22 protein-coding genes are annotated in these 26,675 nt (G+C 42.9%); 10 read left to right on the plus strand and 12 right to left on the minus strand.

The genetic code is table 11. The annotated features are described in order from the left end of the window. Positions 1-122: 122 nt before the first annotated feature. The 3 genes from V7L01_RS21685 to V7L01_RS21695 all read right to left on the minus strand — a co-directional run bounded on the left by V7L01_RS21685 (position 123) and on the right by V7L01_RS21695 (position 2,740). Positions 123-635, minus strand: a complete 513-nt coding sequence (locus V7L01_RS21685) for a hypothetical protein (protein ID WP_335038280.1) — start codon at positions 633-635, stop codon at positions 123-125. A gap of 237 nt (positions 636-872) precedes the next feature. Next, entirely contained in the window at positions 873-1,631 is a 759-nt protein-coding gene (locus tag V7L01_RS21690; RefSeq protein ID WP_335038282.1) for an isoprenyl transferase, read from the minus strand. 173 nt (positions 1,632-1,804) lie between these two features. Next, positions 1,805-2,740 carry a ferritin-like domain-containing protein gene (locus V7L01_RS21695; RefSeq protein WP_335038284.1) on the minus strand — a complete coding sequence of 312 codons (936 nt, stop codon included), beginning with the start codon at positions 2,738-2,740 and terminating at the stop codon, positions 1,805-1,807. 319 nt (positions 2,741-3,059) lie between these two features. Between V7L01_RS21695 and V7L01_RS21700 the strand changes: the two genes are divergently transcribed. Next, the gene (locus V7L01_RS21700; RefSeq protein WP_335038286.1) at positions 3,060-3,701 is read left to right on the plus strand and encodes a hypothetical protein; all 642 of its coding nucleotides are present in this window, start codon (positions 3,060-3,062) and stop codon (positions 3,699-3,701) included. Between the two features lie 82 nt (positions 3,702-3,783). Here the strand turns inward: V7L01_RS21700 and V7L01_RS21705 are convergent, their stop codons facing one another. Beyond that, positions 3,784-4,452 carry an SMI1/KNR4 family protein gene (locus V7L01_RS21705; RefSeq protein ID WP_335038288.1) on the minus strand — a complete coding sequence of 223 codons (669 nt, stop codon included), beginning with the start codon at positions 4,450-4,452 and terminating at the stop codon, positions 3,784-3,786. A gap of 291 nt (positions 4,453-4,743) precedes the next feature. Here V7L01_RS21705 and V7L01_RS21710 point away from each other — a divergent pair, with 291 nt between their 5' ends. From V7L01_RS21710 to V7L01_RS21720, 3 genes are all read left to right on the plus strand, one after another. After that, positions 4,744-7,149 (plus strand): tetratricopeptide repeat protein, encoded by a 2,406-nt coding sequence (locus tag V7L01_RS21710; protein ID WP_335038290.1) that lies wholly within the window; start codon positions 4,744-4,746, stop codon positions 7,147-7,149. 808 nt (positions 7,150-7,957) lie between these two features. Continuing rightward, on the plus strand, positions 7,958-8,614 hold the full coding sequence (locus V7L01_RS21715) for a DUF2301 domain-containing membrane protein (protein ID WP_335038292.1): 657 nt from the start codon (positions 7,958-7,960) through the stop codon (positions 8,612-8,614). Next, positions 8,614-9,303 (plus strand): ElyC/SanA/YdcF family protein, encoded by a 690-nt coding sequence (locus tag V7L01_RS21720; protein WP_335038294.1) that lies wholly within the window; start codon positions 8,614-8,616, stop codon positions 9,301-9,303. The genes V7L01_RS21715 and V7L01_RS21720 overlap by 1 nt, the downstream gene beginning before the upstream one ends. A gap of 377 nt (positions 9,304-9,680) precedes the next feature. Here V7L01_RS21720 and V7L01_RS21725 read toward each other — a convergent pair whose 3' ends face one another. After that, positions 9,681-10,841 (minus strand): alpha/beta hydrolase, encoded by a 1,161-nt coding sequence (locus tag V7L01_RS21725; RefSeq protein WP_335038296.1) that lies wholly within the window; start codon positions 10,839-10,841, stop codon positions 9,681-9,683. 189 nt (positions 10,842-11,030) lie between these two features. Between V7L01_RS21725 and dprA the strand changes: the two genes are divergently transcribed. Further along, a complete protein-coding gene (gene dprA, locus V7L01_RS21730; RefSeq protein ID WP_335038298.1) occupies positions 11,031-12,149 on the plus strand; it encodes a DNA-processing protein DprA in 1,119 nt (372 codons plus the stop codon). 116 nt (positions 12,150-12,265) lie between these two features. Beyond that, positions 12,266-13,201: a DNA-methyltransferase gene (locus tag V7L01_RS21735; RefSeq protein WP_335038299.1), complete on the plus strand. Its 936-nt coding sequence runs from the start codon at positions 12,266-12,268 to the stop codon at positions 13,199-13,201. Here V7L01_RS21735 and V7L01_RS21740 read toward each other — a convergent pair. From V7L01_RS21740 to V7L01_RS21755, 4 genes are all read right to left on the minus strand, one after another. Then, entirely contained in the window at positions 13,193-13,837 is a 645-nt protein-coding gene (locus V7L01_RS21740) for a hypothetical protein (protein WP_335038301.1), read from the minus strand. The two genes, V7L01_RS21735 and V7L01_RS21740, sit on opposite strands and share 9 nt — an antisense overlap. A 51-nt stretch (positions 13,838-13,888) precedes the next feature. Further along, a complete protein-coding gene (locus V7L01_RS21745) occupies positions 13,889-15,460 on the minus strand; it encodes a serine hydrolase (protein ID WP_335038304.1) in 1,572 nt (523 codons plus the stop codon). Between the two features lie 174 nt (positions 15,461-15,634). Next, positions 15,635-16,375 (minus strand): RNA methyltransferase, encoded by a 741-nt coding sequence (locus V7L01_RS21750; RefSeq protein ID WP_335038306.1) that lies wholly within the window; start codon positions 16,373-16,375, stop codon positions 15,635-15,637. A gap of 98 nt (positions 16,376-16,473) precedes the next feature. Beyond that, complete coding sequence (locus V7L01_RS21755; RefSeq protein WP_335038308.1) at positions 16,474-16,686, minus strand: hypothetical protein; 213 nt, start codon at positions 16,684-16,686, stop codon at positions 16,474-16,476. A gap of 81 nt (positions 16,687-16,767) precedes the next feature. Between V7L01_RS21755 and V7L01_RS21760 the strand changes: the two genes are divergently transcribed. Both V7L01_RS21760 and V7L01_RS21765 read left to right on the plus strand, forming a co-directional pair. Further along, complete coding sequence (locus tag V7L01_RS21760) at positions 16,768-19,815, plus strand: leucine-rich repeat domain-containing protein (RefSeq protein WP_335038311.1); 3,048 nt, start codon at positions 16,768-16,770, stop codon at positions 19,813-19,815. Between the two features lie 296 nt (positions 19,816-20,111). After that, on the plus strand, positions 20,112-20,990 hold the full coding sequence (locus V7L01_RS21765) for a peptidoglycan recognition family protein (RefSeq protein WP_335038313.1): 879 nt from the start codon (positions 20,112-20,114) through the stop codon (positions 20,988-20,990). 244 nt (positions 20,991-21,234) lie between these two features. On the opposite strand, the gene ribBA is transcribed toward V7L01_RS21765, so the two are convergent. Beyond that, on the minus strand, positions 21,235-22,917 hold the full coding sequence (gene ribBA, locus V7L01_RS21770; RefSeq protein ID WP_335038316.1) for a bifunctional 3,4-dihydroxy-2-butanone-4-phosphate synthase/GTP cyclohydrolase II: 1,683 nt from the start codon (positions 22,915-22,917) through the stop codon (positions 21,235-21,237). Between the two features lie 319 nt (positions 22,918-23,236). On the opposite strand from ribBA, the gene argC reads away from it, so the two are divergent. Next, positions 23,237-24,295: an N-acetyl-gamma-glutamyl-phosphate reductase gene (gene argC, locus V7L01_RS21775; RefSeq protein ID WP_335038318.1), complete on the plus strand. Its 1,059-nt coding sequence runs from the start codon at positions 23,237-23,239 to the stop codon at positions 24,293-24,295. A gap of 136 nt (positions 24,296-24,431) precedes the next feature. Here the strand turns inward: argC and eno are convergent, their stop codons facing one another. Beyond that, positions 24,432-25,721 carry a phosphopyruvate hydratase gene (eno, locus tag V7L01_RS21780; RefSeq protein WP_229555639.1) on the minus strand — a complete coding sequence of 430 codons (1,290 nt, stop codon included), beginning with the start codon at positions 25,719-25,721 and terminating at the stop codon, positions 24,432-24,434. A gap of 205 nt (positions 25,722-25,926) precedes the next feature. Further along, positions 25,927-26,130, minus strand: a complete 204-nt coding sequence (locus V7L01_RS21785) for a hypothetical protein (RefSeq protein ID WP_335038323.1) — start codon at positions 26,128-26,130, stop codon at positions 25,927-25,929. 76 nt (positions 26,131-26,206) lie between these two features. Here V7L01_RS21785 and gloA point away from each other — a divergent pair, with 76 nt between their 5' ends. After that, positions 26,207-26,641 carry a lactoylglutathione lyase gene (gene gloA, locus V7L01_RS21790; protein ID WP_335038326.1) on the plus strand — a complete coding sequence of 145 codons (435 nt, stop codon included), beginning with the start codon at positions 26,207-26,209 and terminating at the stop codon, positions 26,639-26,641. The last annotated feature ends 34 nt before the right edge of the window (positions 26,642-26,675 follow it).

The following is a 26,675-nucleotide window of genomic DNA, read 5'->3' on the forward strand; positions in this document are numbered from 1 at the left end:
TAAAGAATGATTTACTTAAAAAAATCAAGAGACTGCGATCGCTGCTCAATCTAGATGCAGGCTAAGATCGGCAGGAAAACAGCTGTAGCCCACAATATCTCTGGTTGAGATATTTTAAGTATTCAATCCCACCAATAACAAACAATCACCGCATCAGAATATTGGCGAACATCTTCACCTGATAGCGCCCCTTCCAATCTAGTTCTCAGTTGGCGCTTCAGGCGCAAACCGTAGTCTTCATTCGTGCCATCACTTACCTCTACTGAGTCAGCCCGCCATTTTTTGCCCAAGTCTAAAAGCTGAGATACTTTTGTGTCTTGGTTCTCTGCCAGAATGTACAGTGTATCGGCAGGATAGGCAATGAAATGGATAATGCTGGTTTCAGGCATGGGACGATAGTTTGCCATTGCAAGAAGGGTATCGACCATACCACCAAAGCTTAAACCGTTTTCATCTGGTGCAAAGATTGGTTTTGTGAACAGAAAGCTTGCCCATAAATTTGTGTGGCTGGAAAGATCGGTAATCACTTCTTCGCCATCAAACTCATTGAACCGACGCTGCCAAACCAAGGCAGCAAAGAGTTCTTGAGGAGAATAGGATTGAGCAATCGATTGGATTTTGGCTAAATCAAGCATTGCATTTACGGGAAGTAGTATTTTTAACAAAACATTTGTAACTACCCTTGCAGTTTATTTACCCAACGCCTGTTATTCTTATAGCTACTTCGGTCTGTCATAGCAGATAGATTATCCTCGATAATGTTCTTATTTTTTAGCGCTCATATACCATCGTGGTAATATGGGTGCTTTTACTTTATCTCCTTATGGCAAAAATCCGGTTTAATTTTGAGGTGATGTCTGGTGTTTGGTACACTAAGCTGACAGTGAAGCTTTAACTTGACCAAAACGGCGATCGCGACTTTGGTAGTTCAACAAAGCCTGATGAAATGCTTCTCGATTAAAATCTGGCCAAAAAATATCGGTGAAATACATCTCTGTATACGCCATTTGCCACAAAAGAAAATTACTCAATCGCATCTCACCACTGGTACGAATCAGTAAATCGGGTTCTGGAGTATCTGCTGTGTAGAGATGTTGTTCTACAAGACTTTCATTCACTTCTTGGGCGCTGAGTTTGCCCTGTTCTACGAGTTGAGCTACTTGACGGCAAACTCTGGTAATTTCGTTGCGGCTACCATAGTTGACTGCAACAGTAAAGTGGATTGCTTGATTGTTTAACGTCTCTGTCATTGAACGTTCCATTTCTGTCTGTAGAGACTTGGGTAAAGCCGATAAATCTCCAATAAAGGAGATTCGTACACCTTCTTGATGCATCTGAGCTAACTCGCGGTGTAGTAATCGCTCAAACAAATGCATCAGAAAATTCACTTCTTCAATGGGACGCTGCCAATTTTCTGTTGAGAAAGCGTATGCTGTCAAAGCTTTGACTCCCCAATCTTTGCAGCAACGCAATAGTTCTTTGATCGTTTTTGCTCCTTGGCGATGTCCAGCGATGCGCGGTAATCCTCGACTGGTTGCCCATCGCCCGTTACCATCCATGATGACGGCGATATGTTGGGGGATTTTTTGGGGGTTTAAATCGCTAGGTAATTTTGATTTGTCATTAATCATTTGTCATTTGTCCTTTGTCATTTGTTTTTACTAATGAGCGCTGTGTGCAATCTTTCTTTCAAACCTAACCCCCAGCCCCTTCCCTGCTAGCGTTGGGGAGCAAGAGTCAAAGCCTCTCTCCGTTTCGGGGAGAGGAATGGAAGTGGGGTTCTAAGAATAAGTTGGACATCGCGTTAATGAGTAATTTCAAATAAATTTTGTAAGTACTCTGGTGTGAGGGTGTTGTTCCAACTCCACAAACGATGCATTGTGTAAGTGAAGGTGAAGAGGAGAGTTGTTTTGTTGGTTAATGACCAAGCATTCCAGTTGAGGGTACCCATCATCCGGCGGAGAGTACGCATGAGGTTGTTACGCTGATAATTTTGCGATCGCGTTTTAATCAACGTGCGTCCAATTCGCATCAACCCAGTATCAGGGAAAGCCCAGACTCCAAACCCCCAGAATTTGGTCATGTGGTTGATTTCATCTTGTGCTAGTTCCTCTAGAACATCCTGGAGTGCGCCAGTGGTGTGAGCCATTAACCAAATATAAAGACAGGTAGCACCGTATTCTGTGGCAATGCGGTGTAAGCCGTGGCGATATAAGTCTTCCTTGGCGTCATGTGTGGGGAGATAGCTTCTAACAGTCCGAAGTTTTGGGGTAATTTTCTCGCCTGTTAATTGGGTGTAGATTTTGATTAATGCGGGTGTATGTTGACGTTCTTCCTTTTCCCACAAACCAAGTTCCAGTAGTTCGCCATTTTCACCGACAGTTCCACCAACAAACCGAGCCATCTGAGGATGCAATTCCAAATAATGGCGACTAGTTTGGGTATAACCGCGAATGGGAGCTTCTGTATCCATCGCACCTATTAATATAGATAAAAATACCTCTGCGTCTAAGCCGATAATTTGATTGCGGTTAATCGTTTGCCAGTCGATGAGTTTCCAGGGACGCGGTTGGGGATTGGCAAACTGTATCGGTAAATCTTGCAGACGTTCATGTAGTTTTTCGACTGCAATATATTTGTCTATGAGGGAACGAATGCGGCGCTGTGTTTGTAAGTAATGAGGACTGAGATAGCTTTGGTCTGCTAAGTCTTTTGTGATTGGGCTGAGGGTGTTAAGCATACTTTTATACTTAAATTTTTATCTCTATGCCCAATAGCCTAAGCGATCGCACTTCGTTTTGTCAGTCGGCTGAAGTCGGCAGTTTTATATGATTCAGTTGGAAGAGTCGGGGAAAAAGTTGGATAAAATTCAATCCGGTTCAGTTAAGGCTTAACTCTTTGTCAAAGTCAATTTTTAACGAACCGCTAAGAACGCAAAGAACGCAAAGGAAGAAATACTTAACTGTATTGTATTCGGATAAAATTGTCATATTCTAACAATGCAATGCCTGACAACCCCTAACAATAAATCGATTTAAATTCATGAGGATAATAAGGTAATGTCGATTTTGACTGAGGCGCTTGAAAGAATAAGTAGCGGTGTTCATTTTACTAAACAGGGCATGAGTCTTGAAGAGGTTGAAAGAAGACTTAGTTTTTTCCCATTCCGGCTGTCTGATGAAGCTTACGAGTTTTATCAATGGGCTGGTGCGCCCACTGGGGATCGAATGCCTGATGGTTGGGATGGTTCTTATAACGACAACTCAACTTATTATTGCTTCTTAGAGCACCTGTTAGAAGGCGCAGACGATTTAATTCATTTTCTATCCTTAGAGGAAGCTGAGAAATATTATTCTCCGAGCGATGCAGATATATATGATCCAAAGTGTTTGCCATTCGTTTCCTATGAGAATGGCAAGCTAGTCATTGTTGGTTCAGAAACTCAGATTGAGACTTCTCCAGTGCTGCAACGAGAAGGCATTAAAGATAAGTTATGGTTTCCAAGTTTGACGAATATGATGTTAGCGATCGCAGAGGCTTTAGAGACAGTAGGGACAATTCTGCCAGAGTTGTCCAGGAACTATGATGATGAAGATTATGGTACTGATGATTATGATGATAAAATTCGTAAAAACTGTAAATTAGTAGGAGAAATCGCTCAAAAGTATGGTTCCCCAAGGGGAATAATTATTACTAATTAAGCATTTGATACTAAGCAATAATGGCTGCTTAATCTTCTGGTAGTTCCCCAAATTGCTGAGGATTAAATTTATCTCAAAGGCTTTATGCGTTCGGTGATGAGATATCGCCATTAATGTAACGCTGATATATTTCCTCGCATATTCTTGAAACTGCTGCTCCTTTTCGGATAATTGAATTTGCGAGATAATCTCTTGCCATATATTTGACATCAAGCAAACAGCTCATTTCTTCATTTATAATATCCCAAGCTTTTTCCTTTTCCACAAAGTAAGCTGCTTCATACCAATCTGCTCCATGCAAAATTAGGTTAGTCAAATTGTCGTAACGCAGTGAATAGTCATTACATTCTGAGTCGTATATGCGTATGATGCTATTTCTCTGTGGATTAGGCACAACTGTATACAAAACACCGCCGTTACACCAAAGCTGGAAAATAGGGAAACTATGTTCAAACCAGTATGCTTGTTCGCGCTCGTGATAGCGAATTTCACCCATTTGCTCCTGGTAAGCACTTACAGCTGCATTCAAAGACATGAATTCATAATTTTCAAATAGAAAGTCATATCCTGATGAACCATTACGCCATTGATACAGTTCATAAACCTCTTCAGGTAATTTGAATGGCAGAAATCTAGTACTTTGTTCAATATATTCACGCGAAAGTCCTGGAGCTAGACAAGAAATTCGCTCAGGTCTATTTTTTGTAAACCATGTATGAATTCGTTTCAGTCCTTCAGTTAGTTCTGACATTTTATGCTCAAATTTTCCCAAACTAAAGAATCTAGTCTATATACAGAACAATTTTGTAGGTTTTTTAATACCAATTGTGCAACTTCTTTCCTATTTTGGCAGGATGAGGCTTAGAAGGGTTTAGTCCATCTTGCATAGGTTTATATCAGTTTAGCTGGAGGTTTCCAGCCAAGGTCGGAAAAGTCGGGAAAAAAGTCGGGTTTACAGAATCTTATCCGAAAACTCCAGCAATATAACTGTAGAGTAATTTATAGTTGTCCTTAAAATCTGAACTACCTTTGTCGTTACCCAATGGACGCTGAAGCAGCATTAGCATGGTTAGACGCCATAATTCCTCCTCAGACTGGGGAACGGTTGAGCGATTTGCAAAAAGTGATTCTTGTGCAAGTTTGGTTGGGTAGAAAATACTTGGATATCGCTCATTCTTACGGTTGTACGGAAGGACACGCCAAGGATGCTGGTTCTCAGTTATGGAAGCTGCTTTCTAAAGTATTGCGAGAAAAGATTACCAAAAGTAATTGTCGCGCTACTTTAGAGCGAGTTCTGAGAAAAACTACTGCTATATCATCCAGTCTGATTGATTACTCGCGATCGCCCCAACCCACCCCAAAATTAGAGGATACCAATTTTATTGGACGAACAGAAGCGATCGCTCACCTGAATACTTTGGTAAATCAAGGCTCGAAAGTTATTGTTATCCAAGGTGAGGGAGGCTTAGGCAAAACTACTCTAGCGCAGCAATATCTGCAAACTCAGGGGTTTGATTTGGTTTTAGAACTGCTGATGGCGAAGGAAACGCAAAATATCACCCCCGCCGAACGAGTTGTAGAAGAATGGCTCAAACAAGACTTCGATCGAGAACCTGGGGTAGAATTTGGGGTAACTTTGGGACGACTCAAGCGCGAACTCCACAATCGGCGAATTGGGGTGTTAATTGACAATCTCGAACCTGCACTGGATCGACAAGGTGGCTTGATTGCTTCTCACCGCAACTATGTAGAACTATTGCGGGTTTTAGCTGATGCTAGAGTGCAATCTGTTACCTTAATTACTAGTCGCGATCGCCTTTGCGAACCTGGGCTAAATGTAAATCACTATCGGCTTCCTGGTTTGGATCGAAGCGCATGGCAACAGTTTTTTAGCAACCGTGGATTAGCTATCAACTCGCCAACTTTGCAAATTATGCATCGCACATACGCAGGTAATGCGAAAGCGATGGGAATTCTCTGCGGTTCGATTCAAGAAGATTTTGACGGTGATATGGTTCTTTATTGGCAAGAAAATCATGCCGATCCGTTAGCAGCAACCGACTTAAAAAATTTAGCCGTTAGTCAAATTAATCGTCTGCAAGCTCTCGATCCCCAAGCCTATCGCTTACTTTGCCGTTTGGGATGTTATCGTTATCAAGATATACCCACCATCTCATCACAAGGGTTGTTTTGTTTACTGTGGGATGTCCCACCCGATCGACATCGCCAAATCATCACCTCGTTGAGAAATCGGTCTTTGGTTGAGTGCGAAAAAGGTGAATACTGGTTGCATCCGGTGATTCGTGCAGAAGCGATCGCACGTTTACGCCCCAGCGATGAATGGGAAATTGCCAACCACAAAGCCGCAGAATTTTGGACAGCTAGTGTTAAACAAATTGAAACCTTTAAGGATGCTTTGCAAGCTCTGGAAGCATATTATCATTATATAGAAATTCAGGATTTTAAGTTGGCTGGAAAGGTTATTCTCCAAAGTCGAAATAATCAATGGCAGCAGTTTTTGCCTCTTGGTAGTACGCTGTATCGGATGGGTTTAATTCAACCGATACTTGCAGCAATTCATCAAGTTGTGAATAATCTGGAAAATGACCAAAATCTCAGCGAACTTTATAATATATTGGGCGATCTATATTGGATAACAGGTAAGATTAGTCAAGCGATCGCATGTCAAGAAAAGACTATTAATCTGGCCACACAAGCGCTCAAATCACTTGTACCTCAGTCAGTAAATAAACATACAGTTTACTATTTGAGGATGCTAGAGGTAGATTCTCTATTAAGTATTGGTCTTTATAAAATAGATTTGTGGGAACTAGAGGCAGCCGCAAAGTTATTTCAACAAGTAATTTACCTCGCTCAAAATACCGAGCATCATCGCTGGGCAGAGAAAGCTTCAGTATGTTTAGCTTTAGTCTATTCTTATTTAGGTTTGCGTGATGCTTCCTATGCATTAGTGGATATAGCTTATCAAAATATTTTGAACGAAAAACTGGTAGAACAAACTGGAAGATTTGTCTATTTCATCCAAATTTTAGGTCAAACCTACGTTAATTTAGGAGAATTTTCCCACGCAAATGAAATATTCCACCAAGCTTTGAGCTTTGCTGAAGAAAGCCACTATATGCAGGTAAAAGCAAAAACACTCAATGGTTTAGCAGAAATCCATCGACAACAAGCAAATTTTGTATTAGCCCTGGCTAATCATACAGAAGCAATCGAACTTTTGGATAAAATAGGTGCAAAGTGTGACCTAGCTGAAGCTTATTTTCAATTGGGTTTAACTTATGAAAAGATGGCAAAGCTTGATAAAAGGGAAACTAATTTTAATCGAGCAATTCAGCTATTTACTGAAATCCAAGCTCCTAAGCAAGTTGAAAAAATTTCAACCTGCGCTGCTCAAAGCTGTGTCACAGTATTTTGTAATTCTTAATTACAATTAATAGTAGCTCTTGAACTTTCCACTGTCTTGTCGATCGCTAAATCTGCATATATAGTGTTAGCTCTGTACCCATTTATATCATAATACAGTTCAGATAAGACCAAAACACTTGTAGAGACGGCGATTTATCGCGTCTCCAAAACTCCAAAACCCAAAATTTTTGCCAGTAGCCCTTAACCCAAGCGTATTGATTTATATCATGTCCGGCAAAAGATTCATCATTAAGAGCGCAGGAGACAAGGGGAAAGCAGTTTTAAGATTTTTGTATAGATGTCCAGAATAATATTAGGAAACGTTATATTCCAACTATTTGGAGGTAAATAGATTCGTAGGCTAGGGGCACAGCATTGCTCATGTGTATTTCTATAACGGCGTTAATACCACCGCGAACATTAACGATAAATGGAGTATTCTATCTGGTAATCCTGATTGCTTGTAGTATTTTGGTTGGTTAGCGATCGCCCTTTGTCAATAAGGCTTTTAATTGATTGGCGGTAATGCGACAATCAAGGAAGCCTTCGCTCTGATGCCAGACGAGAGCGACAGGAAACGCATCTTCTCTTGGCATAAGACGCGCAAGGGACAGCGCTGACTCGACTTTACGCTTTGCTCCAACTGGCTTTGGGCACTGGACACAACTTAAAAATAAGGGTTTGAGCGCACGGTTGGCAGTGCCCATCCTACAAAAGAGTTTAGGGATTGTGACACTAAGTTCGTCTTATTGCCCATAATAATAAAAGTAACCCTTCAGCAATTTCCCGTTGTCCTCTATTAGGAAATCGTAACTATATTTTTAATTATGACTACGCAAACACTACCTCCACCAGAAGTTTATCAAGGTCAGTTTGGGGAATTTACAATTACTCAGAGCGATCGCACTGGCGTAATTATCTACCGTGCTGGGTTAATGGTCGCAGCACTGAGCTTTGCCATAGGCAGCGCTTTGGTTTTGCTCAACAATAACCAGGCTGTTTCTACCGCACTTACACCTCTATATGCTTGTTTTAGTCTCGCTCTTGGTGTAAGTTTATTTACCATTCATATCTACATGGCATCATTGCACCGAATGTTGCAAATTTTTTGGGCAATCGGTAGTATAACATCAGTGATTCTGGCAATCACTAGTAGCGAACCTTTAGCTCTCACTGTTTACAATCAGCCTATTACCTTATTTGGAGTTGGTTTTATCTTCGTTGCTTTGACAGGTATTTATTTTAAAGAGGCTTTTTGCTTCAATCGCCTGGAAACCAAAGTATTAACCCCAATAGTACCGCTACTGTTGTTAGGACATTTGGTGGGAATTTTACCAACTCAGATGGAAAGTGTTTTATTAGGAATTTGGGCGACGTTGTTTTTGGTGTTTGCGCTGCGAAAGACAGTGCAAGCAATTCCTGCTGATATTGGAGATAAGTCTGTCTTTACCTACTTGAAAGAGCAACGTTTAGCTAAGGTTTAATGCAGGCCAAAAATCGTCGGCGTCAAAATTTTCCCAAAATAAAACTAATAATACGCCAAGAAATGTGGACACTTACCGCTCAGGGGTGGGCGATTGCGATCGCTTTGATTGCTTATTCAATATTTTTCACCATTACTCATGTGCACTCATTTCTCGCCGTAACTTCCCCGATCAAATCAGCAGAAGTATTAGTTGTTGAAGGATGGCTACCAGATTACGCTATAGAAGAAGCTTTGACTGAATTTAAAAAGGGTTCTTATCGTCAAATAATTAGTACCGGAGGTAGTTTAGGAAAAGGAAGTTATCTTACCGGATACAATAACTTTGCAGACGTATCAGCTGCCACTTTCATAAAACTCGGTTTAGAAGCAGAAAAAGTGGTAGCTGTTCCAACACCTTTTGTGGTTAAGGATCGTAGTTATGCATCTGCTGCTGAATTCGATCGCTGGCTATCCAATTCAAATTTACAGATACAATCAATTAATCTTTTTTCTTTGGATGTTCATAGCCGTAGGAGTTGGCTAATTTTCAAAAAATTACTCAATCCTGATATCAAAGTTGGTGTGATTGCTGCCAAGACCCAAGATTACGATCCAGAAAAATGGTGGGCTTCTAGCCAAGGTGTACGGACAATTCTTGATGAAACCATCGCTTATATTTATGCTCGCTTTTTGAATTGGAAAGACTAAAAGCAATCCGCCAAAAATATTGGCGTCATATCATGTTTGCCAAATTACCCATAATAAAATAAACCCTCCCCGCACTGACTTTTCACGGTATCTGGAAAACCTCACTTCTATTTCTCTCATCCTTTAAGGATAAGGAGAGAGACTTTGAATTTTCTCCCTTCCCGCGACGAGTTGGGGGTTAGGGGGTTAGGTCAATCGTTGGCTTTTCCAGATAACGTGAAAAGTCAGATGCCCGCAAGTGTGGAGGTTACCTCAAGCGTAGCTTTGGCAGGGTGGGGTTCCGGGTATTATGTTTAATTGCCCGGACATCATATCAGTCGTCAGGAGCCATTTAATTTTGGATTTTAGAACGTATCGATCCAAAATCCAAAATGGTATTACTTACCCAGGATTTGTAATAATGCTTGTCGATAAATTTTTAAACCCTCTGCATTTAGATGGTCACCATCACTCGTCAAATTCTCTTTAAGAACATTATTTTCATACAAAGGTGCTAGTCCTGCTGCTGCAACTGGCACTTTTTCTGTTTCAGCAACTTGATTAATCAAAGCATTAATTTGTTCAACTTTAGGAAGTGGGGCTGATACAGTTGGATCTAAGCTTGCTGCGACTGTTGAATAAAAAGCCGGAATGAGAAAAATCTCTTTATTTCCCATTGTGCGGACAAGTGCGATCGCCTCTTGCAGATTTTTGCTAAACAACTCATCACTAATTCCATACCAAGCATCATTTCCACCGATGGCAATAATCGCTTTTTCGCATTTCACCTTGGTAGGAATTAAACTTTTCAGTTGTTCCAGTAATGAGATTGTACTCAAGCCATTTAAGCCAAAATTAAAAGTGCCTTCACCAAGGGTATTACCAAGTCCAGCCGAAATAGAATCGCCAAATAAGCAACCTGAAAACTGTTTATTTTGGGCGGCGAGTATCTGATATTGCAGTGCAATTTTTCCTAAGTAAGAAGAACTTACATTGTCCTTTGGAGGTGCATCAGCAGAACCAGAAGATAAATTTGCCATGCCAGCTAGCTTAGAAATTTTTGACACATCAATAACTAGCTGATTACTGGGATAAGCTTCAAGAAAGCTAGTTATTCCTAAACCTTCTGGTGATTTTGCTCCGATGATAATGGCCGATCGTAGGGCTTCTATACCGGCTCGATCGCGACGTGCGATCGCTTGGGAAGCAAAAGATAAAATTTGCTTGCCCATTCCTGTATTTATCAGCTTATCTAAAGCCGCAATATCAAGCGACATCTTCACCTGAAGAGCATCTTGGAATTTCTGTTTATCTTCAGCGCTGAGGTAACCTAAAAAAGATTGCAATTCGCCAGAAACCTTTTGTGTCTCGGCATAGTTGCGTATATCTGCCACGGGTAGCGATTGTTCAAACAAACCGTACCTGGCAACAATCTTTTCGGCGGCAAAACTCGGCAACAAACCAAAGCCACTATGCAGCAGCAAAAATATTAAACACCCAGATAGGGATATTAAAAGACGGTAGAAATATTGCATCGCAGAAGATAGTGGAATAGTCAATAGTTAATAGTCAATGGTCAAGAGTCAAGAGTCAAGAGTCAAGAGTCAATATTTAATAGTCAGAGGCTGAACTTCCATCCTTAAAGGCTCAACTTTTATGTTTCAAGAAACTCCCGCACTCTCCCACTCCACATCAACAGCCAAACCTAATTTGGGAATACTCAAACCAGTAGGCGTGAGGATGGAACCGTGGTAGAAGAAAGTGCATATTGGCTAGCTTGGGCGCAAATTTCCGGAATTGGCCCGGTATTACTGCGACGGTTGCAACAGCATTTTGGCACGCTGGCAACAGCTTGGAACGCTACCAAGGTACAGTTAGGAGAGGTAGAGGGTTTTGGTTTTCAAACACTAGAAAAAGTAGTACAACAGCGATCGCGTTTGCACCCAGAACAACTATTTACTAAGCACCAGCAGGAAAATTCTCATTTCTGGACGCCGGCAGATGCAGATTATCCCCGCTTATTGTTGGAAACTCCGAGTCCTCCGCCGATTTTATACTATCGCGGTGAAGTTGAACTCCAAGAAAATCTCGGACAAAAACCGATGGTTGGAATTGTCGGAACCCGCCAACCCTCAGAATACGGTATCCGTTGGACTCGCCAAATTAGTACGGCTTTGGCTAAAAATGGCTTTACAGTTGTTTCTGGGATGGCAGAGGGAATTGACACAGAAAGCCACATTGCCGCCATGAAAGCAGGTGGACGCACGATCGCAGTTTTGGGAACTGGTGTCGATGTCATCTATCCCCATAAAAATCGAGATTTGTACAAGCAGATTTTGACGGCTGGGTTAGTCGTGAGTGAGTACCCTACAAAAACCCCACCCGATCGCAAGCACTTTCCCCGTCGTAACCGAATTATTGCAGGTTTAAGCCGCGCCATCCTGGTAATGGAAGCGCCAATAAAATCTGGTGCTTTAATTACTGCTACCTACGCAAATGAATTTGGTAGAGATGTCTATGCACTGCCTGGTAGAGTAGATGATTACCCATCCCAAGGGTGCTTAAAGTTACTGAATCAAGGAGCTTCTTTCATTCTCAAAGAATTAGATGAACTGTTAACAATGCTGGGAGCAATACCACAAATTGATGGAGTCGAGGCTTCCATAGCACCAGAACAATTAAGCTTGCCAACTTTATCACCAGAATTGCAAACGGTAATGAATGCGTTGGCAAGTGAAGCTTTACCCTTCGATTTTATTGTCCAACAAACCGGCATGGCTGCTGGTTCAGTTTCCGGTGCGTTGTTACAGTTGGAACTTATGGGTTTAATTTCGCAACTACCAGGAATGCGGTATCAAAAAAGTTAAGAGTTAATAGACAACAGCATAGTTGAGCTTTTTAACTTTGTTTTTATCGATTTAACTAACAGATTTATGGGAATATAAAAATACAATTTTTATATAAAAACAAACTACTTAAAATCATGAATCAATGGGCTTTTGAATACCAAGTAGAAAATATAGGTAAATCTGTTATTTTGCACGCAGACTGTTTCGAGTGGCTGAGTAGAATACCAGAAAATAGCATTCATGCAGTAGTTACAGATCCACCTTATGGGGTGAAAGAATATGATTTTGACCAGTTGCTAAAAAGAGCAAATGGAAACGGAGGTATTTGGAGAATCCCACCATCATTTGATGGGCATCAACGCGCACCTTTACCACGATTTACCGCACTTAGTACCAAAGAACGTCTTGTTTTAAAAAATTTCTTTGTAGAATGGGCAAAACTAGTGGTACGTGTACTTCGCCCTGGTGGTCATGTTTTTATAGCAAGTAATGCATTTCTTTCCCAGTTAGTTTTCTCTGCTTTAGTTGAGGGCGGTTTGGAGTTTCGTGGAGAATTGATTCGCCTGGTGAGAACACTTCGTGGTGGCGATCGCCCAAAAAATGCCGAAGATGAATTTCCTAATGTGTCTTCCATGCTCAGAGGATGTTATGAGCCGTGGGGTATTTTACGAAAACCAATACCAGTAGGAATGAAACTCAGCGAATGTTTGCGAGAATTTCAAACTGGAGGGTTAAGACGCAACAAAGATGGTACACCTTTGGGTGATGTTATTGCCAGTGAAAGGACACCTCAGAAGGAACGAGCTATTGCAAATCATCCAAGTCTGAAACCACAATCTTTTTTACGTCAGGTCGTTTATGCTGCACTGCCTTTAGGTGAAGGTATAATTGCTGATACTTTTATGGGTTCTGGTTCGACAGTTGCAGCGGCGGAAGCTGTTGCTGTTTGCTGCATTGGTATTGAGCGGAATTTAGATTATTACGAGATGAGTTGCACCGCTATTCCTAACTTGATAACTTTAGAAACCCCTTCCCAAAATATTACAGACTTGCAATTAACATTATGGTAGATTGGGAATTTGATAAATCCAATTGGACATCATTTTTTGATATCCAGATTTAGTAACACTGGCAGTTATTGTTCTGCGACTAATTTCTGAACGTCCAGAGAATGACCAATCATTTTTTGTGAGGCTAGCACCAACAACCTTGATAAAATGAAAGGGCTTTGGCTGAATACCTTGAACAGCGTCACTAGGGCGGTTGCTATCAAAAACAAATACCATCAGCCAAGTATCTTCGGGATTATGTCCCTGCCATCCACTCTGATAACGAGAAGCTTTTACTTCAATACCAATATGAGAATGCTGTACAGAGTTTTTAGGAAAGATCCCAGCAGGAATTAAGTCAGGATGTCCGTTATTATATTGATTTTTAACCAGGCTAGAGCAGTATTTCGGAATATTTGAAATCATGAATTCTCCAACCATACTGCTAAAGTTAGCTGGCATCAGCATTACCTCAAGACGTTCCATTTCTTTACTGTAAAGCTGTTGATTGATAAAGCCTAAAAACTCTACAAAATTATTCATTGCCAAAACGATGTGTTCCATTTTACAGTCGTATGGCAGAGTCGCATTAAGATTAAAACCGTTACTCTCAAGGGGGTGAGGTTGGCAGGCAATCCGCTCTAGTTCGCCGCTCATTTATGAGTAGGGGTGGATGTCATGAATAATACAAAATTCAAAAATCCCAAATTATCTTGGCGGATAATACTGCGGATTCATAACTGGAGATGGATAACCTGTCGGCACAGTACCTCCCATACTATTGGGCACAGGACTCACAATCGGAGGCTGATAAACACTCATGGGCGCTGTGCCTGTCGTACCGTTGGGTAAAGCAGGATTCACAACCTGTGGCTGATAACTATTTGCAGGTATAGTGCCTGTGGTGCTGTTGGGTGTGACAGCATTTTGGCTTAACTCTTGATAAGCAGCACGAGAAATTGAGCTAATTAATTTTTCGGCGCGAGGATCGTTTTGGGGGCGTTGTACCATGACAGAGGCTATGTAGCGCTTACCAGTTGGAACAACAATTAAACCTGCATCTGCCAGCATTGTGCCAATATCACCTGTTTTGTGATATATTCTTGCACCTGTTCCCAAACCCGATGGTAGCAGAGTGTCTTTCTGAGTGCGACGCAAGATATCGAGCATGAGATCGCGTGATGGCATACTTACTAAATTTCCCTGACTTACAATAGCCATCAAATTCCCCAATTCTCTCGGACTGGTGGTGTTTGTCCCTTGCAAATCTGGGAGATTATTACGAATTGTTGTGATTGTCAATCCCCAGTTTCGGAAACGCTGGTTTAAAGCCTCCATTCCTCCTAATCGGGCAATCAGCATATTTGTAGCGGTGTTGTCGCTGATTGTAATCATTTGAGTAGCGACATCCAGAGCGGTGTACTGGGTTCCGGCTGGTTTGTATTGCAGATTTCCAGAACCGCCAGCCATCATATCCTGTTGCATGGTGAGCATTTCATCCAGGCGAATTTTCCCCGCATCCACATCCTGGAAAAAAGCAATCAGAATCGGCACTTTAATTGTGCTAGCCGCCGGAAAACTGGTAGAACCATTAACATCTACATAATTACCAGTATCTAAATCTACTAAGAAAACTCCGGGTGTAAGATTTGGGTTCGTCGCCGCCAAATTTTGCACGGCATTTTTCAAGGAGGTAATTTCTTGGGATAGATATAGGCTCGAAGCTGCGGCTGGGGGAGTTTGGGTAGGTTGTGGCTGCGATCGCCCCACATTCGCCACATTACTATTAGATTGTGGCGCAGAAGTTGTGCTGATGCGATTAGCCGGGTCTAATACTGACAACACCGTGCCCACAATCGCACCCATCCCAACACCCACAATCAACAACCGCACGACATATAACATGGTTTTGGCCATTGGCTTTAATCGCGTCTTCCGCGATGAGCGCCTACCTATTTTTGGCTTTTCCATCCGCACTGTTTTCACCATCACAGCACCTGGTCGGAAGGGAGGAATTTTCCCCTTCACACTAGGTATTGATTTTACTGCCTCTGGCATGACTAACCCCGATTTTACGCGGCGTGTAGCACCAGGGCTTGGGGGAGGGGCGATCTGATTTTTTGGACGTGTTAGCGCCGCTTCTCGTCCATTCGCAGGTTGCCCCTGGCTGTTAACTTTAACTTTCTTCTTTACCACTTTTTGAACTTTTTGTGGCCGCTGGCGGCGATTTAAGGGTTGTCGCCGCGAGAAAGCTGTTAGTTCGTCACTTGACTCTGACACCGTTACTCCTTGTGACCCACTTGACTGTTTTCTTGCAGACTCCTGACCCAAAATTTAATCTTTAAGCAATATTAATACTCAAATTCCACTTTGCTACTAAGTAACATTTTTGTGTTTAGTCTAAGCTATATTAAAATTTTTGGGGGGATGATTGCGTACATCTTAAACGAATAATTACAAGTTTTCACCATCCCTTCGGTTTTTAAGGGCCCATTCTACCTGTTGCAAAATCCCTCGCAGCATGGCGACCTCTCTAGTTTTCAGGTGAGCGCGATTATATAGTTGGCGGAATTTTCCCATACGACTAGCTGCCGTATGCGGATATACATAACCAATTTTTAATAATAGTGATTCTAATTGCTGGTAGTATCCTTCTACAGCTTCTATTGGTGCAAGTTCAGTTTGGGGTGAGGTCTGAGTATCAGTTTGCTCTGCACATTGTGACAATTCATAACAGCAGATTGCTACGGCAGTAGCCAAATTTAGGGCTACATAATCTTGACTCGTGGGAATGCCAACAAACCGCTGTGCATAATTTAATTCTTCATTGCTTAATCCCCGGTCTTCCCTACCAAAAATCAATGCTGCGGGTTTTTCTGGCTCCTCCAGTAACCAGGGTAGTGCAGTGCGGGGAGTTTCTAAAGGTGTTTCCCAACTCCGAGCGCGACCAGTTGTAGCGATCGCCCGTACACATCCATGCAATGCTTCTGGTAAGGTCGCCACTACTACCGCAGATTCTAAAATTTCCTTAGCATGAACAGCCATTATCAAAGCTTCCGCCGACAGTGGATCGCATTGGGGATTTACTAATACTAAATGATATAGCCCGAAATTTTTCATGACTCTGGCGATCGCTCCGACATTTATCGGCCCAGCTGGCTCTACCAACACAATTCTTAATCCAGCCAAGCTCATTTTTTGCCTCCTGCCTTCCTCGATATATATCTATTTAAAGAATCTGGAATTTCTTCTTTAATAAACCATCTTCTCAAACCAACGAAACCGTATCTCCATCAAGAGGATTGGGATAAGTACTCATGGATTTGTTTCATAGCTGCGATCGCAATTATAAAGCGATCGTAGTCTTCGGGTATGTTAGCGCGAAAGCGTAATGCACCTTTGAACTCCATTAATGAGGCTTTTATACTCATGAATGAGTGAATGTTATCGCGAGGGTAGCGATGTCTACGACGGGCTACGCCTACGCACCCTGCTAATTTAAACATTACAGCCGTTTCCAGTCTCTAACGCTTAGTTACGATATACTACTTTAGTAAATATCGCTACAGAGTTAGTGAGGTTTACAGGTGACAAACGAAGAACTGTTGCAAATTATTGAAAAAGCTGCTCATGAAAAGGCAACGGTGCTAGACCTCCATAACAATCAACTCAGCAGCCTGCCGCCAGAGATTAGCAAACTATCTAACCTAAGGGAGCTATACCTCCAGAACAATCAACTTAGCAGCCTGCCGCTAGAAATCTGTCAACTCTCCAACCTAAGGAATCTATATCTCGATAACAATCAACTCAGCAGCCTGCCGCCAGAAATTAACCAACTATCAAACCTGAGGGAGCTATATCTCCAGAAGAATCAACTCAGCAACCTGCCGCTAGAAATCTGTCAACTCTCCAACCTGACAGAGCTAGACCTCGATAATAATCTACTCAGCAGCCTGCCACCAGAAATCAGCAAACTCTCCAACTTGACAAGGCTATATCTGGATAACAATCGACTCAGCAGCCTGCCGCCAGAAATTAGCAAACTCTCCAACTTGACAAGACTAGACCTCGATAACAATCGACTCTGTAACTTGCCACTAGAAATCTGCCAACTCTCCAACTTGAAATGGTTAGACCTCGATAATAATCGACTCTGTAACCTGCCTGCAGAAATCTGCCAACTTTACAACTTGACAACGCTATATCTCGATAACAATCAACTCAGTAGCCTGCCACCGGAAATCTGCCAACTCTCCAACTTGACAACACTAGACCTCCATAACAATCAACTCAACAGCCTGCTACCAGAAATCTGCCAACTTTACAACCTGACAACGCTATACCTCGATAACAATCAACTCAGCAGCCTGCCGCCAGAAATCTGCCAACTCTCCAGCCTGACAACGCTATACCTCGATAACAATCCATTAACCTCGCCACCACCTGAGATTATTGAGCAAGGAATGCAGGCGATTTTAACCTATCTTCGAGAAAGGTTAAGGGGTAGCCTACAGCAGTGGGTTTCTAAATTACTAGTAGTCGGGGAAGCAGGTGTAGGTAAAACATCCTTATTAAGAGCATTGCGCGGTGAAGAGTTCGACATCCAGGAATCTACCACCCACGGCATTGAAATTAAATGGCTCGATTTAAGCCATCCCGGAAAAGCAGGTACTACTATGCATCTGAAAACCTGGGACTTTGCGGGACAGCAAATCAATCATGCTACTCATCAATTCTTTCTCACCAACCGCTCTCTGTTCTTACTCGCCTGGAATGCTCGACTGGGATTTGAGCAAGGTAAACTCTACTACTGGCTGGATACTATCAAAGCCTTAGCCCCAGAATCCCCAATTTTACTCGTCGCTACCCACATCGACGAGCGAGATGCAGACCTTCCCCTGGCTGAGTTACGCCGCAAGTATCCTCAGATTATTGAACACTGTAAAATTAGCTCTAAAATCAGCCTTGGCATTGAAGAACTACGGCAAGCAATTGCTGAAGCAGCCGCCAAATTACCCTTAATGGGTGAAATCTGGCCTACTACTTGGCTAAATGCTGCCAATGCCATCCGCACCCAGCCGAAAAAACAAATCACACCACAGCAATTGTGGGACATCATGGCTGAGTCCCAAGTTGCTGACATCAGCAAGGAAGTACTAGCGCGATGGCTGCATGAATTAGGTGAAATTCTCTACTTCCAAGACAACGAAGAACTTTACGATACGGTTATCCTCAAGCCCCAGTGGGTAACTGAATATATCAGCAAAGTGTTGGAAAGCGAAGACGTAATCAACCGCAAGGGCATTTTCACCCGTCAAGAAATGGCTCAACTTTGGCGCGACTTAGAGCCATCCATGCGGGATCACTTTTTGCGCCTCATGGAGCGTTTTGACCTTTCCTACCGCACTCAAGAAAACCGAGATATCAGCCTAGTTGTGGAACGTTTGCCCCTCGACCCGCCTAATTATGAACAGAAATGGCAGCAAATTAAACAAACAGGTGAGTGCAATGAAATTTCGATGAAATTTAAACTCAATACCATTCCTGCGGGTATTCCCACTTGGTTTATTGCCCGTCAACACCGCTTTACAACTGGCATCCATTGGCGTAACGGTGTCTTATTTGCTTATGAGCAAGAATATTTAGCATTAGTGGAAGCTGTTAAAAGCGATCGCTATATTAAATTAACAGTGCGAGGCCCTAACCCGCTAAATTTCTTTGTCCTGCTTCGAGATGGCATCGAAGTCACTCTCGCCAGATTTCCCGGATTATATATTAAACGTACAATCCCATGTCTTGGTCATAATGGTCAACCATGTACTCACGAATTTGACTATAAACAACTATCGCAACGCTGGGAAAAAAAGAAAGGAACAATTGAATGCCCAGAAGCTATGGAAGATGTATCAGTATCAGAACTCTTATATGGCTTAAACTGGAATACTCAAAACGCAGTGCTAGAACGCATTGACCAGTTAGAAAAAACAGTTGTTGACGGACAAGCAATAATTCTCGATGAATTTAAAAATCTCCTAGAACTGACGCAACGTGGATTTACCAATGCATTCCGCCGCGAACAAGCAATCATAGATTCTCATTGTCCCAATGTCTTTGTCCTGCGTCCACATGGCGGTAAAGCTTGGCAAAAGAATCTAACTGGACAGAAATTAGATTTACAACTCTGTTGCCAAGCACCGGGTTGTTGGCATCCCACCCAAGAAGGTGGTTTATATGAAATAAATGAACCTGCCAAATGGCTGAGAGTAACTGCACCTTATATTGGTAACTTATTCAAAGTCTTGAAATATGCCGCACCGATAATTGGCCCTTGGCTAGGTGTCGTAGATCCCAAAGAATATGAAACGCTATTTAAAAATGACTTAGAACTATTTAAAGAACTAGCAGCAAAATTACCTGAACTCAAAGAATCTGAAGATTTAGAATTAGCAGACAAAATTGCTAGAGGTGAGGATTTAGATCCAGAACGCGCCGATGGTGCAGCTTTGCGTGCCTTGCGTCAACTTTTAGATGAAAAAGATCCCCAGCAGCACTGGGGTGGATTAAAAAATGTCTTGACTCCAGAGGGACATTATCTGTGGCTATGCGAACACCACGCAGCCGAGTATAAACGCTAACTATATTAGATTTAAGATTGCGATCTTGAATTGTAGAGACACAATTGATCAACTATTGCCTGAACCAGTAGCAATGGTTTTGAGAGCATTTAAATAGTTCCCTAGAGAGAGGAAGCATCTAAAACAATTACTTAGGATTCCAACATATAGTAGCGTATATTTGACTAGAATTAAGGTATTATAGCGATTCTCGTTTGGATACCATAAGCGATAGGGGCTTACATCTGTGCGCCCCTACAAAGGATATGCCAGTTTAGCTATAAGTTTATATCTACGGTTTTACGGGTATTAGAAAAATGAGGTTTAAAGACTGGGCGACTAGGGTGCTACTAATCTCGCTGATGTTCATGGCTTTAATTGTAGTGCTGCTAATTGGACGAGCGACAAAATTACACAATAATCCGACAATATCCCGTACATCCAATCCACATGTTACAGCTTTCAGTCAATATCCCCAGGCACAATTGCAATCAGCGAAAGAGCCAGAGAAGAAATTTCAAAATGTTATCAAGTCCCCAGTCAAGACTAACCAGCCTGTAGCAAGGTACATAACCACTCAAGCTTTTGCACAGTACAGACCTAATTATCAAGTTGCTTCGGTCGATCCAAGTAACTATGGAGAACGATACACCCAAGATGTTAACGGCATCCCTCTCAATAACCAACCGATTATCGTCCTCCATGAAACTGGTTATTCTGCTTCCAGCGCCATTAATTTCTTTCAAGTAGCTCATAACGATGAGGGTGTGCAGGCAAGTTACCACGCTTTAATCAAGTTAGATGGAACGGTGGTTTATCTAGTACCGCCAGAAAAGCGGGCTTTTGGTGCGGCTAACTCAGTTTTTGAGACTCCAGAGGGAGTGGAAACTGTGCAGACTAATCCGACTTTGCCAGCGTCTGTGAATAATTTTGCTTATCACGTTTCTTTGGAAACACCGCCAGATAGTTATGACAGTAACAGCCAACAAACCCATAGCGGCTACACGGAAGCTCAATATCATTCTCTTGCTTGGTTAATTGCTCAAAGTCAAGTCCCAGATCATCGCATCACTACCCACCATCTAGTAGACCGTTCTGGTAAAAAAGTTGACCCGATAAATTTTGATGGGAATAAATTTCTGAGCTTACTTAATACTTATCGTCAGGTCAGACCAATATATAGAGTGAGTAAATAGTTTATTCGTAATACCAATTCTTTCTGAAGCTGCATAGAATTCGATCCCCCCTAGCCCCCCTTAAAAAGGGGGGAATTCAAAGTCCCCCAATTTATCGGGGGATTTAGGAGGATCAAGATATGTGCAACTTCACATTAAATTGGTATAAGGTGGGTTAGAAGCAACGTCTGTGACACATCTAAAATAAAAAATGGTGCGTTACGCTACGCGATAACACACCCTACAAAATTTATTGAAAAGAAAATCATCCTAGCTCATTGCTAAAGCTATATATTTGCTGCGTCTCCAGGCGATCGCTAATCGATGAAGGCAGTGTACCATCTGAAAACGTCTGTCGATCCAGTTGGACTTGTAAATTACTCAAAGGATCGCAACCAGAGGAAACCAGAAATTCTAGTTTCTGGATGTAAGGCAAAGTTGCTAGGGTGTCCAGAATTTGGAAGATTGCCTGTATATAAGGATGACCTTCCTGGCGATACCAATCGCAGCTAGCAACTTTTGGCTGATCGAAACCCAAGTGTACTGTCAAAGATGGCTCGTCAAATATAGCGATCGCTAATGGACGCGCTTCTTCCTGCAACAATAAATCATTACTTCTGGCTAAGTGTCGCAGTTTTTCTAAGCGTTCATAACGTTCCGTCACAGCTTCCGGGTCATCTTGCCAATGGATTGCTACTGTTACCAGATAAGTCTGTAACAGCATGTGACCGAGCTTTTTCGCCTTTGTCGCCAGGTAATAAGAATTGTAGTCGGTTGCCTCAATCAATAACGGCAAGCGATCGACTACTTCCAACCCATAGCCTTTAACTCCAGCAATTTTACGGGGATTATTCGTAATCAGGCGTATCTTTTTAATCCCCAAATCCATGAGCATTTGTGCTCCCATCCCGTAGTCTCGCAAGTCAGCGGGAAATCCCAAACGCTCATTTGCTTCGACTGTATCCAGTCCCATATCCTGCAATGAGTAGGCTTTCAACTTGTTAATCAAGCCGATTCCCCGTCCTTCTTGACGCAGGTATACAACTACACCTTGACCAGCAGCCTCAATCATTTTCAGTGCGGCTTCTAACTGCATCCGACAATCGCAGCGCAAAGAACCCAAAGCGTCGCCAGTTAAGCATTCTGAGTGCATCCGCACCATCACTGGCTCATCTTTAAAGTTAGCTGGATCGCCCTTGACAATTGCAACGTGTTCTGTATTATCCAGAGTGTGGCGGTAAGCGTAAATTTCAAACTGACCAAATTGACTGGGTAGCTTGGTAATCACCTCACGATACACTAAGCGATCGTGCTGTAGGCGATAACTGATTAAATCCGCAATACTAATAATTTTTAAATTGTGGCGTTTGGCATATTCGACTAACTGCTGCAACCGCGCCATTGAACCATCGGAGTTTTGAATTTCACAAATTACCCCTGCTGGATATAGCCCTGCTAGTCGAGCTAAGTCCACAGCCGCTTCCGTATGTCCTGCGCGTTTGAGTACGCCTCCAACTTTAGCCCGAATTGGGAAAATATGACCGGGACGGCGTAAATCGGTAGGTTTGGTGGCTGGGTTGAGAGTAACCTGGATAGTGCGGGCGCGGTCTTCTGCTGAAATGCCAGTGCTCACGCCCAATTCTGGGCCGGCATCAATGCTGACAGTGAAGGCAGTTTGGTTAGTATCTGTAATGTTGCTTACCATCAAAGGTAAGTCTAGCTCGTCTAAGCGATCGCCTGTCATTGCCAAACAAATCAGCCCTCTCGCTTCCACCGCCATGAAATTAATCATGTCGGGTGTGGCAAATTGGGCGGCACAAATTAAGTCGCCTTCATTTTCTCTATTTTCATCATCGACGACTACAATGACGCGACCAGCTTTTAGGTCTGCTAAGGCGGCATCAATCGAATCAAATTTAAAAGCTTGGTTAGTATTAGGCTGTGACACAGAAAGATTTCCAGCTACCAACGTAAATTTTTTTTACAATTTCTTCTTTTAGATTGTAGCTCCTTTATAAGGCAGAGAAGTAGACTAGCAATGATTTGATAAAGTGGCAAAAATTTTTGCCCCTGAAATCGGGGTTTATTAAAGGATGAACAAGGGAAGACAGACAAATAAAATATTTGACAATTCCGCCGGGACACTCCTTACCCCCGTTTGAAAAAAGTAGAGGGGTTTCATCTGTTTTGTACGCTGTGCGTCTGGTCGCTGATATTGTTGATAGCTGATAACGAATTCACCATTCATGGGATAAGGATTTCAGATCATGGGCAAATTTAGACGCGTACCCGTTGGGATTGTTGGCGCGTCGGGCTATGGCGGAGTGCAGTTAGTACGACTACTGATGGATCATCCAGAAGTAGAACTGGTTTATTTAGGCGATGAGAGCAGTATTGGCAAATGCTTTGGGGATCTCTACCCGCATCTGGCTCATGCCGCTAACCTGCCAATAGAGGCGGTAGAACCAGAAATAATTGCTCGCCGCTGTGAAGTAGTTTTCCTGTCTTTACCAAATGGTCTGGCTTGCCAAATCGTGCCCAAACTATTAGAAAAAGGATGTAAAGTACTAGATTTGAGTGCGGATTATCGGTTCAGTGATTTGACGACTTATACAAATTGGTATGGCACAGAGAGAAACGATCGCCCAATTGCAGCTACAGCAGTCTATGGATTACCAGAACTTTATCGCGATCGCATTGCCGAAGCTCAACTCATTGGCTGTCCTGGTTCCTATCCCACCGCTAGTCTCCTTGCGCTTTCGCCACTCTTAAAGCAAGGTTTAATCGTGCCAGAAACAGCTATTATCGATGCCAAGTCTGGTACATCTAGCAGTGGGCGGCAAGCTCAAACTAATTTATTACTAGCTGAAGCAGACAACTCCATAGCAGCTTTCAATATCGGCCGTCACCGTCATACCCCAGAAATTGAGCAAATTTGCAGTGACTTAGCTGGTCACGAACTCACGATCCAATTTACACCGCACCTTGTCCCAATGGTACGCGGTATTTTGGCAACAATATATGCCACAATGCGCGATCCTGGTCTCGTGCGAGATGACTTAATCACAATTTTCTCTGCCTTCTACCGCAACTCTCCTTGGATAAGAGTCTGCGGTAGCGGCATTTACCCCCAAACCAAATGGGCTAACGGCAGTAATCTTTGTTATATCGGTGTAGAAGTTGACCCGCGCACAGGTCGCGTGATTGTCATGTCAGCAATTGATAATCTAATTAAAGGACAGGCGGGACAAGCGATTCAGTGCCTAAACCTGATGATGGGCTGGGATGAAACTTTGGGGTTGCCAAAATTGGGTTTTTATCCATGATGAATCGGAAGTGGGGGTGGGTACAAGAGGCACAGGGGCGGGGGGAAAGGTGCAAAGGAGAGTATTTTTCCCCCGCTCCCTGCTCCCCTGCTCCCCTGCTCCTCTGCTCCCTGCTCCCCTGCTTCTTCCCCAGTCTCTACTTCGGCCCTAACCCTACAGCACCAGCATAAACGGCGCGATCGCCTAGTTCATCTTCAATTCGCAGCAAGCGATTATATTTTGCTACGCGTTCGCTGCGACACAGGGAACCTGTTTTAATTTGACCGGCACGGGTTGCTACAGCTAAATCAGCGATCGTTGTGTCTTCTGTTTCACCAGAACGATGGCTAATTACTGAACGGATGCTGTTGCGAGTAGCCAAATCAATGGTTTCCAAGGTTTCGGTAAGAGAACCAATTTGATTGAGTTTAATCAAAATGGCATTAGCGGCTTTTTCCTGGATGCCTCTTTGCAAGCGAGTGGCGTTGGTCACAAATAAGTCATCCCCTACCAATTGCACCCGCGAACCTAACTTCTGAGTGAGCAATTGCCAACTTTGCCAGTCTTCTTCATGCAAGCCATCCTCAATTGATACAATTGGGTATTGGTCAACCAATTGTCCTAAATAATCGATAAATTCAGCCGGGGCGTGAGGTTTACTATCGTAAACATACTGACCATTCTTGTAAAATTCGCTAGCTGCCACATCCAACGCCAAAGCTACTTCTTCCCCTGGCTTGTAACCAGCTTTCTTAATGGCAGCAACTAGTAATTCCAAAGCCACCTGATTAGACTCTAGATTAGGCGCAAATCCACCTTCATCGCCCACACCAGTAAGCAACCCTTTCTCATCTAACACCTGACTGAGGGTAGCAAACACCTCTGCACCCCAGCGCAACGCTTCCCGGAAGGAAGTTGCGCCAATTGGGACAATCATAAACTCTTGAAAATCCACGTTATTTGATGCGTGTGCGCCACCGTTAATCACGTTCATCAACGGCACTGGGAGCAAATTCGCTAAAGGGCCACCCAAATAGCGATATAGAGGAATTGCCAAAGACTCAGCACTAGCTTTAGCAGCTGCTAAGGAAACCCCCAAAATCGCATTAGCTCCCAAATTGGATTTGTTAGCAGAACCATCTATGGCGATCATTGTGCGGTCTAGCAGTTCTTGGTTGAGGGCATCCAAGCCTAATAATTGTGGTGCAAGTGCTTCTTTGACGTTTTGTACTGCCTTGAGTACGCCTTTGCCCCCATAACGGCTTTTATCGCCATCACGCAGTTCGTGAGCTTCAAAAGTGCCAGTAGAGGCACCACTGGGAACCTGCGCTAGTCCTACAACACCGTTGGCTAAATGCACTTCGGCCTCAATTGTCGGTCTACCGCGTGAATCAAGAATTTCACGGGCTGCGATCGCTTCAATGGCAGTGTCTAAAAATTTACTCATCTGTACTTTATCCTTTGTTCGAGTGTGTTATGCATCCAGTCCAGTTGCCTAACCCAATCGCTAGCATAGGCGTTTAAGAGACTTTCTTGGCTGAGATTAAAGAAGATTTCCATTGTATGGATAGGGAGCAATGCCAAAAATGGGGAAGAGAGGCAGGGGCAGGGGGGCAGGGGAAGGAGGGGAAGCAGAGGGAGAGATAAAAAGTTTAACTGAACTGTATTGGGGCAGGAGGTTGGAATTTAGATGAGGCAACTCTTGGAGGCGCTTCGCGAACAACTCCATCAAATTCCAATCCACCAAAACTCCGACTTGGTGGGGGCTTAAACCCAGGCTCGTTAGCGTTGGCGCATATTCCTCCTGCCTCCTGCCCCTTGCCCCCTGCCTCCTTCACTTCTTTCCCTGAAGACATTTCTGCCTTCAGACTTTGGGCTAGGTAAAATATTGGCAGAGAATAACACTAAATCAATTACAGAGAAAAGGTCAATATGCGATTACTACATACAATGCTACGGGTGGGCAACCTTGAAGAATCCTTAAAGTTTTACTGTGAACTTCTAGGTATGAAATTACTACGTCGAAAAGATTATCCAGGGGGAGAATTTACCCTGGCTTTTGTTGGCTACGGCGATGAAAGCGACAACTCGGTAATAGAACTAACCTACAACTGGGGTGTGGAAAAGTACGAATTGGGTAATGCTTATGGTCACATTGCCCTTGGTGTTGATGATATTTACGTTACGTGTGAGGAAATCCGTAAGCAGGGCGGTAAAATCGCGCGCGAACCAGGCCCAATGAAACATGGTTCGACAGTAATTGCTTTTGTGGAAGATCCAGATGGGTATAAAATTGAACTGATTCAACTGGGAACTCAAGGGTCAACTGTCAAACAGCAATCACAAGAGCAACTTGTGAGTCAGTAATTCTCATAAGGGATTTCCAAAACAATAAATTATC

Source organism: Nostoc sp. (genome assembly GCF_036917095.1).
GTDB lineage: Bacteria > Cyanobacteriota > Cyanobacteriia > Cyanobacteriales > Nostocaceae > Nostoc.

Bases quoted from the DNA above. Each gene is read 5' to 3' on its own strand.
- V7L01_RS21685 (WP_335038280.1), bottom strand. From the start codon at position 635: ATGCTTGATTTAGCCAAAATCCAATCGATTGCTCAATCCTATTCTCCT.
- V7L01_RS21690 (WP_335038282.1), bottom strand. From the start codon at position 1,631: ATGATTAATGACAAATCAAAATTACCTAGCGATTTAAACCCCCAAAAA.
- V7L01_RS21695 (WP_335038284.1), bottom strand. From the start codon at position 2,740: ATGCTTAACACCCTCAGCCCAATCACAAAAGACTTAGCAGACCAAAGC.
- V7L01_RS21700 (WP_335038286.1), top strand. From the start codon at position 3,060: ATGTCGATTTTGACTGAGGCGCTTGAAAGAATAAGTAGCGGTGTTCAT.
- V7L01_RS21705 (WP_335038288.1), bottom strand. From the start codon at position 4,452: ATGTCAGAACTAACTGAAGGACTGAAACGAATTCATACATGGTTTACA.
- V7L01_RS21710 (WP_335038290.1), top strand. From the start codon at position 4,744: ATGGACGCTGAAGCAGCATTAGCATGGTTAGACGCCATAATTCCTCCT.
- V7L01_RS21715 (WP_335038292.1), top strand. From the start codon at position 7,958: ATGACTACGCAAACACTACCTCCACCAGAAGTTTATCAAGGTCAGTTT.
- V7L01_RS21720 (WP_335038294.1), top strand. From the start codon at position 8,614: ATGCAGGCCAAAAATCGTCGGCGTCAAAATTTTCCCAAAATAAAACTA.
- V7L01_RS21735 (WP_335038299.1), top strand. From the start codon at position 12,266: ATGAATCAATGGGCTTTTGAATACCAAGTAGAAAATATAGGTAAATCT.
- V7L01_RS21740 (WP_335038301.1), bottom strand. From the start codon at position 13,837: ATGAGCGGCGAACTAGAGCGGATTGCCTGCCAACCTCACCCCCTTGAG.
- V7L01_RS21750 (WP_335038306.1), bottom strand. From the start codon at position 16,375: ATGAGCTTGGCTGGATTAAGAATTGTGTTGGTAGAGCCAGCTGGGCCG.
- V7L01_RS21755 (WP_335038308.1), bottom strand. From the start codon at position 16,686: ATGTTTAAATTAGCAGGGTGCGTAGGCGTAGCCCGTCGTAGACATCGC.
- V7L01_RS21765 (WP_335038313.1), top strand. From the start codon at position 20,112: ATGAGGTTTAAAGACTGGGCGACTAGGGTGCTACTAATCTCGCTGATG.
- argC (WP_335038318.1), top strand. From the start codon at position 23,237: ATGGGCAAATTTAGACGCGTACCCGTTGGGATTGTTGGCGCGTCGGGC.
- eno (WP_229555639.1), bottom strand. From the start codon at position 25,721: ATGAGTAAATTTTTAGACACTGCCATTGAAGCGATCGCAGCCCGTGAA.
- V7L01_RS21785 (WP_335038323.1), bottom strand. From the start codon at position 26,130: ATGTCTTCAGGGAAAGAAGTGAAGGAGGCAGGGGGCAAGGGGCAGGAG.
- gloA (WP_335038326.1), top strand. From the start codon at position 26,207: ATGCGATTACTACATACAATGCTACGGGTGGGCAACCTTGAAGAATCC.